Annotated in this window: 14 protein-coding genes; 8 read left to right on the top strand and 6 right to left on the bottom strand. The window is 53.1% G+C overall.

Annotated features, from left to right (window positions below):
• The first annotated feature begins 11 nt into the window (after positions 1-11).
• Positions 12-3,239, top strand: a complete 3,228-nt coding sequence (carB, locus tag HVZ39_RS21040) for a carbamoyl-phosphate synthase large subunit (RefSeq protein ID WP_016151650.1) — start codon at positions 12-14, stop codon at positions 3,237-3,239.
• A 273-nt stretch (positions 3,240-3,512) separates the two neighbouring features.
• On the top strand, positions 3,513-3,908 hold the full coding sequence (gene caiF, locus HVZ39_RS21035) for a carnitine metabolism transcriptional regulator CaiF (protein WP_016151651.1): 396 nt from the start codon (positions 3,513-3,515) through the stop codon (positions 3,906-3,908).
• 42 nt (positions 3,909-3,950) lie between these two features.
• On the opposite strand, the gene caiE is transcribed toward caiF, so the two are convergent.
• From caiE to caiT, 6 genes are all read right to left on the bottom strand, one after another.
• On the bottom strand, positions 3,951-4,547 hold the full coding sequence (caiE, locus tag HVZ39_RS21030) for a carnitine operon protein CaiE (RefSeq protein WP_095715620.1): 597 nt from the start codon (positions 4,545-4,547) through the stop codon (positions 3,951-3,953).
• Positions 4,548-4,607: 60 nt separating this feature from the next.
• The gene (caiD, locus tag HVZ39_RS21025) at positions 4,608-5,393 is read right to left on the bottom strand and encodes a crotonobetainyl-CoA hydratase (RefSeq protein WP_019078347.1); all 786 of its coding nucleotides are present in this window, start codon (positions 5,391-5,393) and stop codon (positions 4,608-4,610) included.
• Positions 5,394-5,447: 54 nt separating this feature from the next.
• Complete coding sequence (caiC, locus tag HVZ39_RS21020; RefSeq protein ID WP_181632922.1) at positions 5,448-7,001, bottom strand: crotonobetaine/carnitine-CoA ligase; 1,554 nt, start codon at positions 6,999-7,001, stop codon at positions 5,448-5,450.
• A 62-nt stretch (positions 7,002-7,063) separates the two neighbouring features.
• Complete coding sequence (gene caiB / locus HVZ39_RS21015; RefSeq protein ID WP_019078349.1) at positions 7,064-8,281, bottom strand: L-carnitine CoA-transferase; 1,218 nt, start codon at positions 8,279-8,281, stop codon at positions 7,064-7,066.
• A gap of 105 nt (positions 8,282-8,386) precedes the next feature.
• Positions 8,387-9,529 carry a crotonobetainyl-CoA dehydrogenase gene (gene caiA / locus HVZ39_RS21010; protein WP_003018898.1) on the bottom strand — a complete coding sequence of 381 codons (1,143 nt, stop codon included), beginning with the start codon at positions 9,527-9,529 and terminating at the stop codon, positions 8,387-8,389.
• A 34-nt stretch (positions 9,530-9,563) separates the two neighbouring features.
• Complete coding sequence (gene caiT / locus HVZ39_RS21005) at positions 9,564-11,081, bottom strand: L-carnitine/gamma-butyrobetaine antiporter (RefSeq protein WP_016151655.1); 1,518 nt, start codon at positions 11,079-11,081, stop codon at positions 9,564-9,566.
• A 480-nt stretch (positions 11,082-11,561) separates the two neighbouring features.
• On the opposite strand from caiT, the gene HVZ39_RS21000 reads away from it, so the two are divergent.
• The 6 genes from HVZ39_RS21000 to HVZ39_RS20975 all read left to right on the top strand — a co-directional run bounded on the left by HVZ39_RS21000 (position 11,562) and on the right by HVZ39_RS20975 (position 16,686).
• A complete protein-coding gene (locus HVZ39_RS21000; RefSeq protein ID WP_103766841.1) occupies positions 11,562-12,332 on the top strand; it encodes an electron transfer flavoprotein FixA in 771 nt (256 codons plus the stop codon).
• 15 nt (positions 12,333-12,347) lie between these two features.
• A complete protein-coding gene (locus tag HVZ39_RS20995) occupies positions 12,348-13,289 on the top strand; it encodes an electron transfer flavoprotein subunit alpha/FixB family protein (protein ID WP_181632921.1) in 942 nt (313 codons plus the stop codon).
• A 49-nt stretch (positions 13,290-13,338) separates the two neighbouring features.
• Positions 13,339-14,625: an FAD-dependent oxidoreductase gene (locus tag HVZ39_RS20990; RefSeq protein WP_016151658.1), complete on the top strand. Its 1,287-nt coding sequence runs from the start codon at positions 13,339-13,341 to the stop codon at positions 14,623-14,625.
• On the top strand, positions 14,622-14,909 hold the full coding sequence (gene fixX / locus HVZ39_RS20985) for a ferredoxin-like protein FixX (protein ID WP_000203736.1): 288 nt from the start codon (positions 14,622-14,624) through the stop codon (positions 14,907-14,909). The genes HVZ39_RS20990 and fixX overlap by 4 nt, the downstream gene beginning before the upstream one ends.
• 109 nt (positions 14,910-15,018) lie before the next feature.
• Positions 15,019-16,362 (top strand): MFS transporter, encoded by a 1,344-nt coding sequence (locus HVZ39_RS20980; protein WP_016151659.1) that lies wholly within the window; start codon positions 15,019-15,021, stop codon positions 16,360-16,362.
• A 90-nt stretch (positions 16,363-16,452) separates the two neighbouring features.
• The gene (locus HVZ39_RS20975) at positions 16,453-16,686 is read left to right on the top strand and encodes a YgdI/YgdR family lipoprotein (protein WP_003018880.1); all 234 of its coding nucleotides are present in this window, start codon (positions 16,453-16,455) and stop codon (positions 16,684-16,686) included.
• Positions 16,687-16,773: the final 87 nt, after the last annotated feature.

Genomic DNA, 16,773 nt, shown 5'->3' with positions numbered 1-16,773 from the left:
GTAAAAGAGCCATGCCAAAACGTACAGACATAAAAAGTATCCTGATTCTGGGCGCGGGTCCGATCGTTATCGGTCAGGCGTGTGAGTTTGACTATTCCGGCGCGCAGGCGTGTAAAGCCCTGCGTGAAGAGGGTTACCGCGTTATTCTGGTGAACTCCAACCCGGCGACCATCATGACCGACCCGGAAATGGCCGATGCCACCTACATCGAGCCGATTCACTGGGAAGTGGTACGCAAAATCATTGAGAAAGAGCGCCCGGATGCGGTGCTGCCAACCATGGGCGGTCAGACGGCGCTGAACTGTGCGCTGGAGCTGGAACGTCAGGGCGTACTGGCTGAGTTCGGCGTGACCATGATTGGCGCGACGGCGGATGCCATTGATAAAGCGGAAGACCGTCGTCGCTTCGACATCGCGATGAAAAAAATCGGTCTCGATACCGCACGTTCAGGCATCGCTCATACCATGGAAGAAGCGCTGGCGGTTGCCGCTGACGTCGGCTTCCCGTGCATTATCCGTCCGTCTTTCACCATGGGTGGCACCGGCGGCGGTATCGCCTACAACCGCGAAGAGTTTGAAGAAATTTGCGAACGCGGTCTGGATCTTTCCCCAACCAACGAACTGCTGATTGATGAATCGCTGATTGGCTGGAAAGAGTACGAGATGGAAGTGGTGCGTGATAAAAACGACAACTGCATCATCGTCTGCTCCATCGAAAACTTCGACGCGATGGGCATCCATACCGGTGACTCCATCACCGTTGCGCCAGCCCAGACGCTGACCGACAAAGAATATCAAATCATGCGTAACGCCTCGATGGCGGTGCTGCGTGAAATCGGCGTTGAAACCGGTGGTTCTAACGTCCAGTTTGCGGTAAACCCGAAAAACGGTCGTCTGATTGTTATCGAGATGAACCCGCGCGTCTCCCGCTCCTCGGCGCTGGCATCCAAAGCAACCGGCTTCCCGATTGCTAAAGTCGCAGCCAAGCTGGCGGTAGGTTACACCCTCGACGAACTGATGAATGACATCACCGGCGGGCGGACTCCGGCTTCGTTTGAGCCGTCCATCGACTACGTTGTGACGAAAATTCCACGCTTCAACTTCGAGAAATTTGTTGGCGCTAACGACCGTCTGACCACCCAGATGAAATCTGTCGGTGAAGTGATGGCGATTGGCCGCACCCAGCAGGAGTCTCTGCAAAAAGCGCTGCGCGGTCTGGAAGTGGGCGCGACCGGCTTCGACCCGAAAGTAAGTCTGGATGACCCGGAAGCGCTGACCAAAATCCGCCGCGAGCTGAAAGACGCGGGCGCCGAGCGTATCTGGTACATCGCCGATGCTTTCCGTGCTGGCCTGTCCGTCGATGGCGTGTTCAACCTGACCAACATCGACCGCTGGTTCCTGGTGCAGATTGAAGAACTGGTGCGCCTGGAAGAAAAAGTCACAGACCTTGGCATCAACGGCCTCGACGCTGACTTCTTGCGCGTACTGAAGCGCAAAGGTTTCGCCGATGCGCGTCTGGCGAAACTGGCCGGCGTACGCGAAGCGGAAATCCGCAAGCTGCGTGACCAATATAACCTGCACCCGGTCTACAAGCGCGTGGATACCTGCGCGGCAGAATTTGCCACCGATACCGCTTACATGTACTCCACTTATGAAGACGAGTGCGAAGCGAATCCAACTCAGGATCGTGACAAGATTATGGTGCTGGGCGGTGGTCCAAACCGTATCGGTCAGGGCATTGAATTCGACTACTGCTGCGTACACGCCTCGCTGGCGCTGCGCGAAGACGGTTACGAGACCATCATGGTCAACTGTAACCCAGAAACCGTTTCTACCGACTACGATACCTCCGACCGTCTGTACTTCGAGCCGGTAACGCTGGAAGACGTGCTGGAAATCGTGCGCATCGAGAAGCCGAAAGGCGTTATCGTGCAGTACGGCGGCCAGACTCCGCTGAAGCTGGCGCGCGCGCTGGAAGCGGCAGGCGTGCCGGTTATCGGCACCAGCCCGGATGCTATCGACCGTGCGGAAGACCGTGAACGCTTCCAGCAGGCGGTTGACCGTCTGAAGCTGAAACAACCGGCTAACGCCACCGTGACCGCCATTGAAATGGCGGTTGAGAAGGCGAAAGAGATTGGCTACCCGCTGGTGGTGCGTCCGTCCTACGTTCTCGGCGGCCGCGCGATGGAAATCGTCTACGACGAAGCCGACCTGCGTCGCTACTTCCAGACCGCGGTCAGCGTTTCTAACGATGCGCCGGTGCTGCTGGACCGTTTCCTTGATGACGCGGTTGAAGTGGACGTGGACGCCATCTGCGACGGCGAAATGGTGCTGATTGGCGGTATCATGGAGCACATCGAACAGGCGGGCGTGCACTCCGGTGACTCCGCATGTTCTCTGCCTGCGTATACCCTGAGTCAGGAAATTCAGGATGTGATGCGCCAGCAGGTGCAGAAACTGGCCTTCGAACTGCAGGTTCGCGGTCTGATGAACGTCCAGTTTGCGGTGAAGAATAACGAAGTTTACCTGATTGAAGTGAACCCGCGTGCGGCGCGTACCGTTCCGTTCGTCTCCAAGGCAACGGGCGTACCGTTGGCGAAAGTTGCAGCGCGCGTGATGGTCGGGAAAACGCTGGCACAGCAGGGCGTCACCAAAGAAGTTATCCCGCCGTACTACTCGGTAAAAGAAGTGGTGCTGCCGTTCAACAAGTTCCCGGGCGTTGATCCGCTGTTAGGGCCAGAAATGCGCTCTACTGGTGAGGTGATGGGCGTGGGCCGTACCTTCGCGGAAGCGTTCGCCAAGGCACAGCTCGGCAGCAGCTCCACCATGAAAAAACAGGGTCGTGCGCTGCTCTCCGTTCGCGAAGGCGATAAAGAGCGCGTGGTTGATCTGGCGGCGAAGCTGCTGAAGTTTGGTTTCGAGTTGGATGCGACGCACGGCACCGCGATTGTGCTGGGCGAAGCCGGTATCAATCCACGTCTGGTGAACAAGGTGCATGAAGGCCGTCCGCACATTCAGGACCGTATCAAGAATGGCGAGTACACTTACATCATCAACACTACCGAAGGCCGTCAGGCGATTGAAGACTCCAAGCTGATTCGCCGCAGCGCACTGCAGTACAAAGTGCATTATGACACCACCCTGAACGGCGGTTTCGCAACGGCGATGGCGCTGAATGCCGATGCTACCGAGAAGGTGACCTCGGTTCAGGAAATGCACGCGCAGATCAAAAAGTCATAAAAAAAAGGTCCGGTGATAATTGCGCTAACCGGGCCTGCAATATAATTGGGAAAGGGTTTCTGTAAAGAAACCCTTTTTTTATCTCTCATAAGCTCATTCCTGGCCAACCGCGCTTTCATAACCACATTTTCAATGTAATAAGCACGATGTTGCTCACACTAATCAACATTCAAGTCGCATACTATCCATTATATCCACAATTTTAATATGGCTTAGTTTTTATTAATTTGGACAGGCCGTAGCCAGATTTTTAATTTGTGAAATGGTGTGCTTATGTGTGAAAAATATGTTGAAAGACCGCTTTATTTGTTAATTGCTGACTGGATGATGGCTGAAGATCGTTGGATCACAGCAAAGGAAATTTCCCGCCATTTTGATATTGAACACTGCAAAGCAATTAATACGCTCTCTTATATTCTGTCGGAAGTGGGAGAAATTGTTTGTGAAGTTAAGATGATCCCTAATCAAATTGCAGGTCGCGGCTGCCAGTGCCAGCGTTTGGTGAAAGTCATTAGTATTGATTCTCATCTCTACAGACGATTGAATCACAATTTGCAGGAAAAAAAGGTGAGTGTGGCGAAAACGCCGCGACTGCCAGCGGTTCCCCCAACAGAGCTTAACCGTGAGCAGAAATGGCAGATGATGCTCTCCAAGAGCATGCGTCGATAATGGTGATTTGCCGGATCGGCGTGAGCGCTTCTCCGGCATAAATTACCGTGCTGATTTTGGCTTTACGTCCGTCGTGCCTTTCAGGCGCGGTCGGTTTTTTTCGACCTGCGTTAATGGCAAGGTTTCGTGTAGTCCTGTTTGGCAGCGGATTGCAAGGTCCTGATACTCTTTGGTGTTCAGCCGTTTCCAGTGCAGCTCCTGGTCCGTGACTTCACGCAGTACGCGAACCGGTGAACCAACCAGCATCTGCCTTGCCTCTCCCTGAAATCCGGCTTTGACAAAGCTCATGGCGGCGACAATACTCTCTTCGCCAATCACCGCGCCGTCCATAATCACGCTGTTCATGCCAATTAGCGCATCTCTGCCCACCACGCAGCCGTGCAGGATTGCGCCATGGCCGATGTGTCCATTCTCATGCACGATAGTGTCGGTGTCGCAGTAGCCGTGCATGATGCAGCTATCCTGCAGGTTAGAACCGGCTTCCAGAATCAGGCGACCATAGTCACCGCGCAATGAGGCGTGTGGACCAATATAAACCCCGGCCCCCACAATGACATCGCCAATCAGCACAGCGCTGGGATGGACATAGGCATCCGGATGTACCACCGGAATCAGGCCCTCAAAGGCGTAATAGCTCATTGTCTTATCTCGGTTTTATTGCCGGATTGCGGCGTAAATATCTTATCCGGCATAGGCACATTAACGACCTTTCCATACCGGATCGCGTTTTTCCGCAAATGCCTGTGGTCCTTCGAGCGCATCTTCCGAGTGCAGCACTGATGGATAGTGCTTCAGCACACCGCTGCGGATGTACCGGTAGCCTTCTTCCACCGGCATTTCGCTGGTCGCACGGTAAATCTCTTTCAGCGCGGCGATAGCCAGCGGGGCGCTATTTACCAGCTGCTGCGCCAGTTCGCGCGCGCTATCCATCAGTTCGCTCTGGCTGACAACGCGGTTGACGATGCCCCAGCGCAGTGCTTCTTCGGCGCTCATTCGTCTGCCGGTCATCACCATTTCGTTGACGATAGCTGGTGGCAGCAGTTTAGGTAGACGCAGTACGCCGCCGCTGTCAGGCACGATCCCGAGTTTTGCTTCCGGCAGCGCGAAGCTGGCATTTTCCGCACAGACGATAAAATCCGCCGCCAGCGCCAGCTCAAAACCGCCGCCAAACGCGTAGCCGTTTACCGCGGCGATGACCGGCTTATCGAGGTCGAAAATTTCGGTTAAACCAGCGAAGCCGCCTGGGCCAAAATCGGCATCTGGCGCTTCACCGTCGGCCGCCGCTTTTAAGTCCCAGCCCGCAGAAAAGAATTTCTCTCCGCCGCCGGTGATAATTGCTACGCGTAATTCCGGGTCATCACGAAAATTAAGAAAAGCTTCCCCCATTGCAAAGCTGGTTTTAGCGTCAATGGCATTGGCTTTAGGCCGGTCAAGGGTAATTTCCAGGATCGGGCCGTTACGGGTCAGATGTAATGATTCACTCATAGTTCATCTCCAGATAATTAGGTTTCCCGGCCGGAGGAATTCCGACCGGAGGGGTTATTTCAGATTTTTTTTGATTATTTTTCCTGAACAATTGCGCGGCAGGTCGGTTCTTATCTCCATAAAAGAAGGAACCTTGAATTTCGCCATATTGTTTTCGCAGAAGCTGAAGAACTCAGCTTCGCTTAATGTTTCACCCTCATTAAGGACGACAAAAGCTTTAATGGCTTCATCACGGATCGAGTCTTTAATACCGACAACCACAATGTCCTGAATTTTCGGATGCGCAGAAATAATATTTTCCAGCTCGACGCAGGAGACATTTTCCCCACCGCGTTTAATCATGTTGCAGCGTCTGTCGACGAAATAAAAAAAACCGTCCGCATCCTGGTAACCCGAATCACCGGTATGTAACCACCCTTCAGGTTCCAGCGCTTTGGCAGTAGCGTCGGGTTGCGCGTAGTACTCTTTGAAGATTGTTTTTCCCGGCACGCCTTTAATGCAGATTTCGCCAATTTCTCCGGCGGGTAGGGGACGGTTGTGATCGTCACGGATTTCGGCTTCATAGCTAAAACCCACGCGACCAATAGAGGGCCAGCGCCGTTTGTCTCCGGGGCGATCGCCAATAATGCCTACGATGGTTTCGGTCATACCGTAGGAGGTCAGTAGTCTGACGCCAAAGCGGTCGATAAAGGCATCTTTTTCCTGTTCGGATAAATTGAGATAGAACATCACTTCGCGCAGGTGATGCTGTCTGTCCGTTGGGGCTGCGGGTTGGACCATCAGCGTTCTGATCATCATCGGGATGCATTCGGTGACCGTCGCCTGATATCTACGCACCTGATCCCAGAACGCCCTGGCGCTGTACTTCTCCACCAGCACAAAGGTGCTGCCTGCGGAGAAGGCGGCCATGGCAGCCGTACACTGACAGTCGATATGAAAAGCGGGCATCACCGTCATATAGACGTCATCATCGCGCAGAGCGATTTGCCAGGAGGTGTAGTAGCCCGCAAAGCGCAGGTTGTAGTGGGTAATCACCACCCCTTTAGGCCGCGAGGTGGTGCCTGAGGTAAACAGAATTTCCGCCGTATCGTCAGTGGATAACGCAGGCGTATAGCACATATTAGTCGACTGGCGGGCTTGCAGTTGGGTAAAGTGGCTCACGCCGTCGTCAACCGGAAGCTGCTCGCCAATCAGACAGATATGATTTAGCGGAGTGGTATTTTCCAGCCGTATCTGGCGGTACATAGGATAAAACTCGGCACTGGTGACCAGCAGGCTCACCTGGCTGTTTTGCAGGATCCAGGCGCTCTCTTCGCCCAGCAAGCGGGCATTAATCGGCACCATAATGGCGCCAATTTTTGCCAGTCCAAACCAGCAAAAGATAAATTCCGGACAGTTATCCAGATGCAATGCGACCTTGTCGCCCTTGCGGATCCCTAAGGAATGGAAAAGGTTCGCCGTGCGGTTTATCTCTTCATTGAGCGAGGCATAGCTATACTGCCGAACGATTCCTTCGCAGGATTCGAAAATTAACGCCGTTTTATCTCCGTACACCCCGGCCAGATCGTCCCACATCTGACGTAAGTTTTGTCCGCCAACGATATCCATAATGCTTTATCCACTGAAATCAGGCGTGAGCGCTAACCAACCAGCAGGTCAGCGCGTCGCGTTTATTCCTCAACTCTGGCCAGGCCTTTGCCGACCAACTCATTTATGTCTGCTTCGCTATAACCAATGTTTTTCAGAATGGCGGCGGTATCCATGCCGTGTGACGGCATGCCACGCCAGATTTTCCCCGGGTTGTTTTTAAATTTCGGCATGATGTTCGGCCCTTTGCAGGTGCGGCCGTCCATCGTTTGCCACTGAGTAATGGATTCACGGGCAACGTACTGCGGGTTGCCTTCCAGTTCAGGAATGGTCAGTACCTTCGCGCAGGCGATATTCAGCTCAGCAAAGCGCGCCTGGACTTCGGCGATAGTGTGCGTTGCCAGCCAGGCATCCAGTTTCTCTTCCACGAGCGGGCCGTAAGGGCATTCCACGCGATGGATAAGCTGGGTACCTTCCGGGACTTCCGGTGTGCCAAGAATGTGGGCGAGGCCAATATCCTTGAAGCACTCGTTGATTTGCGTGATGCCGACCAGCTCCATGACGATATAGCCATCGGCGCATTTATAGAGACCGCAGCCAGCGTAATACGGGTCTTTGCCTTTGGTCATGCGTGGACAAATTTCGCCGCCGTTGAAGTAGTCCATCATGAAGTACTGACCCATACGCAGCATCACTTCGTACATGGCGATATCAATGCTTTCACCCTTACCCGTTTCGCGTACTTTGTGCAGGGCTGCCAGCGCTGCTGTCGTTGCGGTCATCCCGGAGAAGTAATCGGCGGTGTACGGGAAGGCCGGCATCGGCTGATCAACATCACCGTTTTGGATCAGATAGCCGCTGAACGCCTGCGCGATGGTGTTATATGCCGGAAGATTGGTGTACTCCTCGGTACCAAACTGGCCGAAGCCGGAAAGGTGGGCGATAACCAGTTTTGGGTTATGTTCCCACAGCACGTCATCGGTAATGCCGCGGCGAGCAAAGGCCGGGCCTTTACTGGCTTCAATGAAAATATCGGTGGTTTCCATGAGCTTCAGAAACGCTTCCCGGCCTTCATCTTTGAAAATATTCAGCGACAGGGCGTGCAGGTTGCGGCGTGAGAGCTGTGGATAGTTAGGTTGCACGCGGATGGTATCGGCCCATGCGACGTTTTCAATCCAGATAACCTCAGCACCCCATTCGGCGAACATCTGTCCGGCGAACGGGCCGGCAATTTCGATCCCTGAAAAAACCACGCGTACCCCGGCAAGTGGGCCAAAGGTGGGCATTGGTAAATGATTCATAATTTTGCTCCTGGCATTTTTTGTAGGCCCGGTAGGCGCAGCGCCACCGGGCATGTTGCCGGATGGCGGCGTAAACGCCTTATCCGGCCTACGAATCGTGCTGAATTAGCGGTATTGCTTGAGTACCGCACGACCCAACGTCAGGATCTGCATTTCATCAGAGCCACCAGAAACACGGTCAACGCGCAGATCGCGCCAGAAACGCGTGATGCGATGGTTACCCGCGATACCTACACCGCCCAGCACCTGCATGGCGGTATCGACCACTTCAAACGCAGCGTTGGCGCAGAAGTATTTGCACATTGCTGCATCGCCCGAAGTAATGGTGCCGTTATCCGCTTTCCATGCCGCTTCAAGCAGCATGTTTTTCATGGAATTCAGTTTGATCGCCATATGCGCGAACTTCTCCTGAATCAGCTGGAAGCGGCCGATCGTTTCGCCAAACTGCACGCGCTGATTGGCGTAGCGCGCGGCGTCTTCAAAAGCGCACATTGCCGTACCGTAGTTGGTCAGTGCGACAAGGAAGCGTTCATGATCGAACTCTTCTTTCACGCGGTTGAAACCATTACCTTCCCGACCGAACATGTCTTTCTCGTCCAGTTCAACGTCGTCAAAGGTGATTTCACAGCAGCTATCCATGCGCAGACCGAGTTTCTCCAGCTTGTTGACCTTGATACCCGCTTTGCTCATGTCAACGAACCACTCGGTGTAAACAGGTTTATCCGGCGATGCACCATCTCTCGCCATAACCACGATGTACGGGGTATAGGCGCTACTGGTGATAAAGCACTTACTGCCATTAAGATAAACCTTACCATTTTTACGTGTATAAGTGGTTTTCAGGCTGCCAACATCCGATCCCGCTCCCGGTTCGGTGATGGCAGAGTTCCACATCTGCTTACCGGTTCCCTGGAACGCCATGATTTTATCGATTTGTTCCTGAGTCCCTTCACGCAGGAACGTGTTAAAACCGCCCGGTAACTGGTACAGCACATAGGTTGGTGCGCCCAGGCGTCCGAGTTCCATCCAGACTGCAGCGACGGTAACAAAACCCGCTTCCAGTCCACCGTGTTCTTCCGGAATCAACAGGCTATCGATGCCCATATCCGCCAGTGCTTTAACAAAACGCTCAGGGTAGACGCTGTCACGATCGCACTCGGCAAAATAAGCTTCCCAGTTCTCACTGGCCATCAATTCACGAATACCGGCGACAAACAGCTCCTGCTCGTCATTTAAGTTGAAATCCATCTTTCAGCCTCTTGATCAATTGGGTTAATAAGAATTACTTGTCTTTCCAGTGCACTTTGGCGTCTTTAATAAAGGACAGCGTCACCATGATGTTGACGAAGAACAGCGGACATCCTCCGGCGATAATCGCGGTCTGAATCGGCTTCAGCCCACCCAGCGCCAGCAGAACGATACCGATGATGCCGACCAGAACGGACCAGCCGATACGCACTAACAGCGGCGGTTCTTCACCATCGCGGACTTCACGACAGGTGGACATCGCCAGGGTGTAAGAGCAGGCGTTAATCAGCGTCACGGTGGCAATAAAGCAGAGGATGAAGAATCCCCACATGGTGGCGGTGCTGAGCGGTAGAGCAGCCCAGGTTTCGATAATGGCGCGCGCCACGCCGTGTTGTTCAATCAGCTGCGGGATATTGAGAACGTTTTTATCCATCAGCAGCAGCGTGTTGCTGCCAAGGACTGTCCACAGGATCCAGGTCGACGCGGTCAGGCCCAGCACCATCCCGAAGCACAGTTCACGGACGGTACGACCACGCGAAATACGGGCCAGGAAGATACTCATCTGGATGGCGTAAATGACCCACCACGCCCAGTAGAAGACGGTCCAGCCCTGTGGGAAGCCGCCTTTACCGATGGCATCGGTATAGAACAGCATCCGCGGCAGATACATCAACAGCATGCCGACGGAGTCGGTGAAGTAGTTCATGATGAAGCTGGCGCCGCTGACGATAAACACCCAGCCCAGCATCAGGAAGCTCAGATAGCTACGCACGTCGCTGGCGATCTTGACCCCTTTTTGCAGGCCGCAGGCCACGCAAATGGCGTTCAATATGATCCAGCAGGTAATGATGATTGCGTCGAGTTGCAGCGTATGCGGAATACCGAACAGATACTGCATGCACTCGGTTACCAGCGGAGTGGCCAGACCGAGGCTGGTACCCATCGCAAAGATCAGCGCCACCAGATAGAAGTTATCGACGATGGTGCCGAACAGCCCTTTCGCATGCTTCTCGCCCACTAACGGTACCAGCGTGGAGCTGGGACGGATGACGTCCATCTTGCGCACAAAGAAGAAGTAGGCGAAAGCCACAGAAAGGAAACTGTAGGTTGCCCACGGCAACGGTCCCCAGTGGAACAGGCTGTACGCCAGGCCCAGCTCTTTCGCGCCCGTGGAGTTAGGCGCGAGAGCAAACGGCGGGGTGGAAATGTAGTAGTAGATCTCGATGGAACCCCAGAACAGCACCGCGGCGGATGTACAGGAAGCGAACATCATAAAAATCCAGCTGGTGGTACTAAACTCTGGTTTTTCGTCGCCTAATTTCTTTTTGGCATACGGGCCAAAGACCAACCAGAACCAGCCGAAGAGCATGACGACCATATACCATTCAAATGCCCAGCCCCAGACATTGGTGACATAACTGAATACCGCATTAATAACGACGTTAGCGGCATCGAGATCTCTTACAGTTAGCCAACAAAGTATCCCAACTATTATTAATGGCGGAAAAAAAACCTTCGGTTCAATTCCCGACTTTCTCTTTTCATTTTTCATAAGTGAATTCCAGTGTGAAAACGAAACTTATTTAGCGTGCCCGTGCATGATCTTTTGTTTATTTATTATTAATGATTTGTTGATAACTTTTAACCTCTGGGAGCGCCTCAGTGAGTAACCCATAATGAGTATTCATATCGGGTGGTTCTGTTATCTCTGTCACACTTTTTTATGCTGAGTAATTCGCTTAAAAATTTGATGTTTTTTGTTTTTAATCAATTGGTTGGTTGTGGTTTTTTAACTTTTTTAAGTGACTGGCGTTCAATATTGTTGAACCCGCAGACAATATTGAAAATTTTCATATTTGACGTGATTCTTTCAATATTGGTGAGGTGCATAACACTATTGAAAGTTACGAATTTCAATGTGTGACATTTTCAATATTGGTGATTAAGGTTTTATTTCCGAATTAAAGAGCGTGATATCTGTATTTAACACTGCCGATATAAATACGTTTCCTTCATGATTTCTGGAGATGCAATGAAGATAATTACTTGCTACAAATGCGTACCTGATGAACAGGATATTGCGATTAATAATGCTGATGGCTCACTCGATTTCAGCAAAGCGGATGGCAAAATAAGCCAGTATGATCTGAATGCGATCGAAGCGGCTTGTCAGTTGAAACAACAGTCAGGAGAGGCCCAGGTTGTGGCCATGAGCGTCGGCGGCAAAGCGCTGACCAATGCAAAAGGGCGAAAAGATGTGCTTTCCCGTGGCCCAGATGAACTGATTGTTGTTATTGACGATCAATTTGAGCAGGCGCTGCCGCAACAAACTGCCAGCGCGCTGGCAGCCGCCGCGCAAAAAGCAGGTTTCGATCTGCTTATTTGCGGTGACGGTTCTTCCGATCTTTATGCTCAGCAGGTTGGTCTGCTGGTGGGCGAAGCGCTGAACATTCCGGCGATTAACGGCGTGAGTAAAATCCTCTCTCTTACCGACAGCACTCTGACGGTAGAGCGTGAACTGGAAGATGAAGTCGAAACTCTGAGCATTCCGCTTCCGGCGGTGATCGCGGTCTCAACAGACATCAACACCCCACAAATCCCTTCCATGAAAGCCATTCTTGGCGCGGCGAAAAAACCGGTTCAGGTCTGGTCGCCGGCAGACATTGGCCTGAGCAGCGCGCAGGTATATTCCGAACAACACGTTGCTGCACCGAAGCAGCGCGAGCGTCAGCGCGTTGTAATTGAAGGTGACGGTGAAGAACAGATTGCCGCGTTTGTCGAGAATCTTCGCAAAATCATTTAATTATCAGGGGATGTTATGAACAAATTTTCCAGTATCTGGGTATTCAGCGATACCCCTTCTCGTCTGCCGGAACTGATGAATGGTGCGCAGGCTTTAGGTGAAAAAGTTAACACGTTTGTGCTGAGTGAAGCGGACTGCGCGACGGCATGCCATTTAGGCGCAGATGATGTCTGGTTACTCAGCGGTAAACCAGATGACCGTATGGTCGAAGACTACGCTGATGTGATGGCCGAAACTATTCGTCAGCACAGCGAGGGCGGGGCGGTGCTGCTGCCGAATACGCGTCGCGGCAAGCTGTTAGCGGCAAAACTGGGTTTTCGCTTGTCGGCAGCGGTCTCCAACGACGCCAGTGCAGTCGCCGTACAGGATGGAAAAGCGGCGGTAAAACATATGGTCTACGGCGGCCTGGCGATGGGGGCAGAAACAATCGCTTCGCCGTTCGCCGTGATAACGCTCAGCAGTGGAACGTTTGACGCGCAGCAACCGGATACCGCCCGCAGCGGCGAGGTGCACACTGTGTCATGGCAGGCTCCGGCTGTAGCCGTTACTCGTACGGCAACTCAGGCACGTCAGAGCAATAGCGTCGATCTCGACAAAGCCCGTCTGGTGGTTAGCGTGGGACGCGGGATCGGCAGCAAAGAAAATATCTCGCTGGCGGAGGCGCTGTGCCAGACGATTGGTGCCGAGCTGGCGTGCTCCCGTCCGGTGGCGGAAAACGAGAAGTGGATGGAACACGAACGCTACGTCGGCATCTCCAACCTGATGCTCAAGCCGGAACTGTATCTGGCCGTGGGGATCTCCGGGCAGATCCAACATATGGTCGGCGCCAACGGCGCGCAGACGATTTTCGCCATCAACAAAGATAAAAATGCGCCGATCTTCCAGTATGCGGATTTTGGCATCGTTGGCGATGCGCTGAAGATCCTGCCTGCGCTGACGGCTGCTTTAGCGCGTTAAACCATTTCGGGCAGGATGCGAAGGTGTCCTGCCGCTGACAGGAGTACGTATGTCCGAAGATATCTTTGATGCCATCATCGTGGGTGCAGGTCTGGCGGGTTCGGTTGCGGCGCTGGTGCTGGCTCGGGAGGGCGCACAGGTGCTGGTTATCGAGCGCGGCAATTCTGCTGGCGCGAAGAATGTCACCGGTGGGCGCATGTATGCGCATAGCCTGGAGAATATCATTCCCGGTTTTGCTGAGCAGGCCCCCATTGAACGCATCATCACCCACGAAAAACTCGCCTTTATGACCGACAAAGGGGCGATGACCATCGACTATTGCAACGGCGAAGACGCCAAATCGTCGCAGGTTTCTTACTCTGTCTTACGCAGTAAATTTGACGCCTGGCTGATGGAACAGGCCGAAGAGGCGGGCGCTCAGCTCATCACCGGTATCCGCGTGGATAACGTTGTGCAGCGCGAGGGCAAAGTCGTGGGCGTGGAAGCCGATGGCGATATTCTGGAAGCCAAAGTGGTGATCCTTGCCGACGGAGTGAATTCTCTGTTGGCTGAAAAGTTGGGTATGGCAAAGCGCGTCGAGGCATCGCATGTTGCCGTCGGCGTAAAAGAGCTGATCGAGTTGCCGAAATCGGTAATTGAAGATCGTTTCCAGTTACAAGGGAACGAAGGGGCTGCCTGTCTGTTTGCCGGATCGCCCACCGATGGGTTGATGGGCGGTGGCTTTCTCTATACGAATGAAACGACCCTTTCTCTGGGACTGGTCTGCGGCCTTCATCATCTGAAAGATGCGAAAAAATCGGTTCCGCAAATGCTGGAAGATTTCAAACAGCATCCGGCGGTTGCCCCGCTGATCGCCGGTGGCAAGCTGGTGGAATATGCCGCGCACGTCGTACCGGAAGCCGGTATCAACATGCAGCCAGAACTGGTGGGGGACGGCGTATTGATTGCTGGTGACGCTGCTGGAATGTGTATGAACCTCGGCTTTACCATTCGCGGTATGGATCTCGCCATATCCGCAGGTGAAGCGGCGGCGAAAACGGTGCTTTCCGCAATGAAGCGCGACGATTTTAGCAAGCAGTCGCTGGAGGAATACCGTCAGCATCTGGACGAAGGCCCGATGCGCGATATGCGCATGTATCAAAAGCTACCCGCTTTTCTTGATAACCCACGCATGTTTACCGCTTATCCGGAAATGGCGGTCAGTATTGCGCGCGACCTGTTCACCGTGGATGGTTCGGCACCGGTGCCAATGCGTAAAAAAATCCTACGCCATGCGAAGAAAGTGGGCTTCATCAACCTGATGAAAGATGGCCTGAAAGGAGTGACCGTATTATGACATCTCCCGTCAACGTGGACGTCAAACTGGGCGTCAATAAGTTCAATGTGGATGAAGACAGTCCGCATATCATTCTCAAAACCGATCCTGATAAACAGGCGCTGGAGGTGCTGATTAAGGCCTGTCCGGCTGGACTGTATAAAAAGCAGGATGACGGTAGCGTACGTTTTGATTATGCCGGATGCCTGGAATGCGGAACGTGCCGCATTCTCGGACTGGATACAGCGCTGGAAAAATGGGAATACCCGCGTGGGACGTTTGGCGTGGAGTTCCGCTACGGCTAAACCTGGTGCCGGATGGCGGCTTCGCCTTATCCGGCCTACAGGAACAATGCGTAGGCCTGATAAGCGTAACGTCATCAGGCATTAAGTTAAAATAAAACAGGACATAACCATGCAGCAGCCCAGGAACTTTGATGACATCAAATTCACCTCTATTCACCGCCGGATAATGCTGTGGGGAAGCGGTGGGCCGTTTCTGGATGGTTATGTGCTGGTGATGATTGGCGTGGCATTGGAACAGCTCACGCCAGCATTGAAACTGGATGCGCAGTGGATTGGTCTGCTGGGCGCCGGTACGCTCGCGGGGCTGTTTGTGGGGACGTCGCTGTTTGGCTACATTTCCGACAAGGTCGGGCGGCGCAAAATGTTCATTATCGATATTATCGCCATTGGCGTGATATCGGCGGCAACCATGTTTGTCTCCTCGCCCGTTGAGCTGTTGGTAATGCGCGTGCTGATCGGTATTGTGATTGGTGCCGACTACCCGATCGCCACCTCGATGATCACCGAGTTTTCCAATACCCGCCAACGCGCTTTCTCCATCGGTTTTATCGCCGCTATGTGGTATGTCGGCGCCACCTGTGCCGATCTGGTCGGCTACTGGTTGTATGATGTTGAGGGCGGATGGCGTTGGATGTTGGGCAGCGCGGTGATCCCCTGCATTTTGATCCTGATTGGGCGTTTCGATCTTCCTGAATCGCCGCGCTGGCTGCTGCGTAAAGGTCGGGTGAAAGAGTGTGAGGAGATGATGATCAAACTGTTCGGCGAACCGGTGGTGTTCGACGAAGAAGCGCCGCAGGAGACGCGCTTTCTTCAGCTATTTAATCGCCGTCATTTCCCGTTTGTACTGTTTGTCGCCGCTATCTGGACTTGTCAGGTGATCCCGATGTTTGCCATTTATACCTTTGGTCCGCAGATTGTGGGGCTGCTGGGGCTTGGTGCCGGGAAAAGCGCCGCGTTAGGAAATGTGGTAATCAGCTTATGCTTTATGTTGGGGTGCATTCCTCCCATGTTCTGGCTTAATAGCGCGGGCCGACGACCGCTGTTAATTGGCAGCTTCATTATGATGACGCTGGCGCTGGCCGTGCTAGGGTTAATCCCTGATATGGGCGCGTGGCTGGTGGTGCTGGCGTTTGCCGTATACGCGTTCTTCTCCGGGGGACCCGGAAACCTGCAATGGCTATACCCTAACGAACTGTTTCCCACCGATATTCGTGCGTCTGCCGTCGGGGTGATTATGTCCTTAAGCCGTATCGGCACCATTGTTTCAACTTGGGCGCTGCCGGTGTTCATCACCAAATACGGGATCAGTAATGTCATGCTGATGGGGGCGGGAATTTCACTGATCGGCCTGCTCGTGTCCATTGCTTTCGCCCCGGAAACGCGAGGTCTGACGCTGGCGCAAACCAGCCAAATGACGATCCGCAGTAAACCCGTGACCAGGACGGGTTATTAGGAGTGTTCTGTATTTTCCCTGCAACTCAGTCAGTTAGCCTACAGTTAACGGGTATATCACTGAAAACGACTGAAAAGCAGGGAGAACACCATGCAAAAACATATTCTGATCACCTCTATTTTTACCGCAGCAGCACTGTTCACCGTAGCCGGTTGCTCCTCGAACCAGGCGGTTAAAACGACCGATGGCAAAACAATCGTGACCGACGGCAAACCGCAAGTCGATGATGATACAGGCCTGGTGTCGTACAAAAATGCGCAAACGGGTAAGACGGAACAAATTAACCGCGATCAGGTTAAAGATATGAGCGAACTGGATAACTAGTTCAGTTTTCTCCATTCAACCACTCAATAATATTGACTGTTAGCCTGCGGATTAACTGACTAAACTCACTGTTATTACAATAATGCA

It is taken from the genome of Citrobacter sp. RHB35-C21, assembly GCF_013816515.1.
GTDB lineage: Bacteria > Pseudomonadota > Gammaproteobacteria > Enterobacterales > Enterobacteriaceae > Citrobacter > Citrobacter braakii.
This window is presented reverse-complemented; position numbering and strand designations above follow the sequence as displayed.

Excerpts from the sequence above, each read along its gene's own strand:
- caiA (WP_003018898.1), bottom strand. The coding sequence starts at position 9,529 with ATGGATTTCAACTTAAATGACGAGCAGGAGCTGTTTGTCGCCGGTATT.
- HVZ39_RS20980 (WP_016151659.1), top strand. The coding sequence starts at position 15,019 with ATGCAGCAGCCCAGGAACTTTGATGACATCAAATTCACCTCTATTCAC.
- caiD (WP_019078347.1), bottom strand. The coding sequence starts at position 5,393 with ATGAGTGAATCATTACATCTGACCCGTAACGGCCCGATCCTGGAAATT.
- carB (WP_016151650.1), top strand. The coding sequence starts at position 12 with ATGCCAAAACGTACAGACATAAAAAGTATCCTGATTCTGGGCGCGGGT.
- caiF (WP_016151651.1), top strand. The coding sequence starts at position 3,513 with ATGTGTGAAAAATATGTTGAAAGACCGCTTTATTTGTTAATTGCTGAC.
- caiT (WP_016151655.1), bottom strand. The coding sequence starts at position 11,081 with ATGAAAAATGAAAAGAGAAAGTCGGGAATTGAACCGAAGGTTTTTTTT.
- caiB (WP_019078349.1), bottom strand. The coding sequence starts at position 8,281 with ATGAATCATTTACCAATGCCCACCTTTGGCCCACTTGCCGGGGTACGC.
- HVZ39_RS20990 (WP_016151658.1), top strand. The coding sequence starts at position 13,339 with ATGTCCGAAGATATCTTTGATGCCATCATCGTGGGTGCAGGTCTGGCG.
- fixX (WP_000203736.1), top strand. The coding sequence starts at position 14,622 with ATGACATCTCCCGTCAACGTGGACGTCAAACTGGGCGTCAATAAGTTC.
- HVZ39_RS20975 (WP_003018880.1), top strand. The coding sequence starts at position 16,453 with ATGCAAAAACATATTCTGATCACCTCTATTTTTACCGCAGCAGCACTG.
- caiC (WP_181632922.1), bottom strand. The coding sequence starts at position 7,001 with ATGGATATCGTTGGCGGACAAAACTTACGTCAGATGTGGGACGATCTG.
- HVZ39_RS21000 (WP_103766841.1), top strand. The coding sequence starts at position 11,562 with ATGAAGATAATTACTTGCTACAAATGCGTACCTGATGAACAGGATATT.
- caiE (WP_095715620.1), bottom strand. The coding sequence starts at position 4,547 with ATGAGCTATTACGCCTTTGAGGGCCTGATTCCGGTGGTACATCCGGAT.
- HVZ39_RS20995 (WP_181632921.1), top strand. The coding sequence starts at position 12,348 with ATGAACAAATTTTCCAGTATCTGGGTATTCAGCGATACCCCTTCTCGT.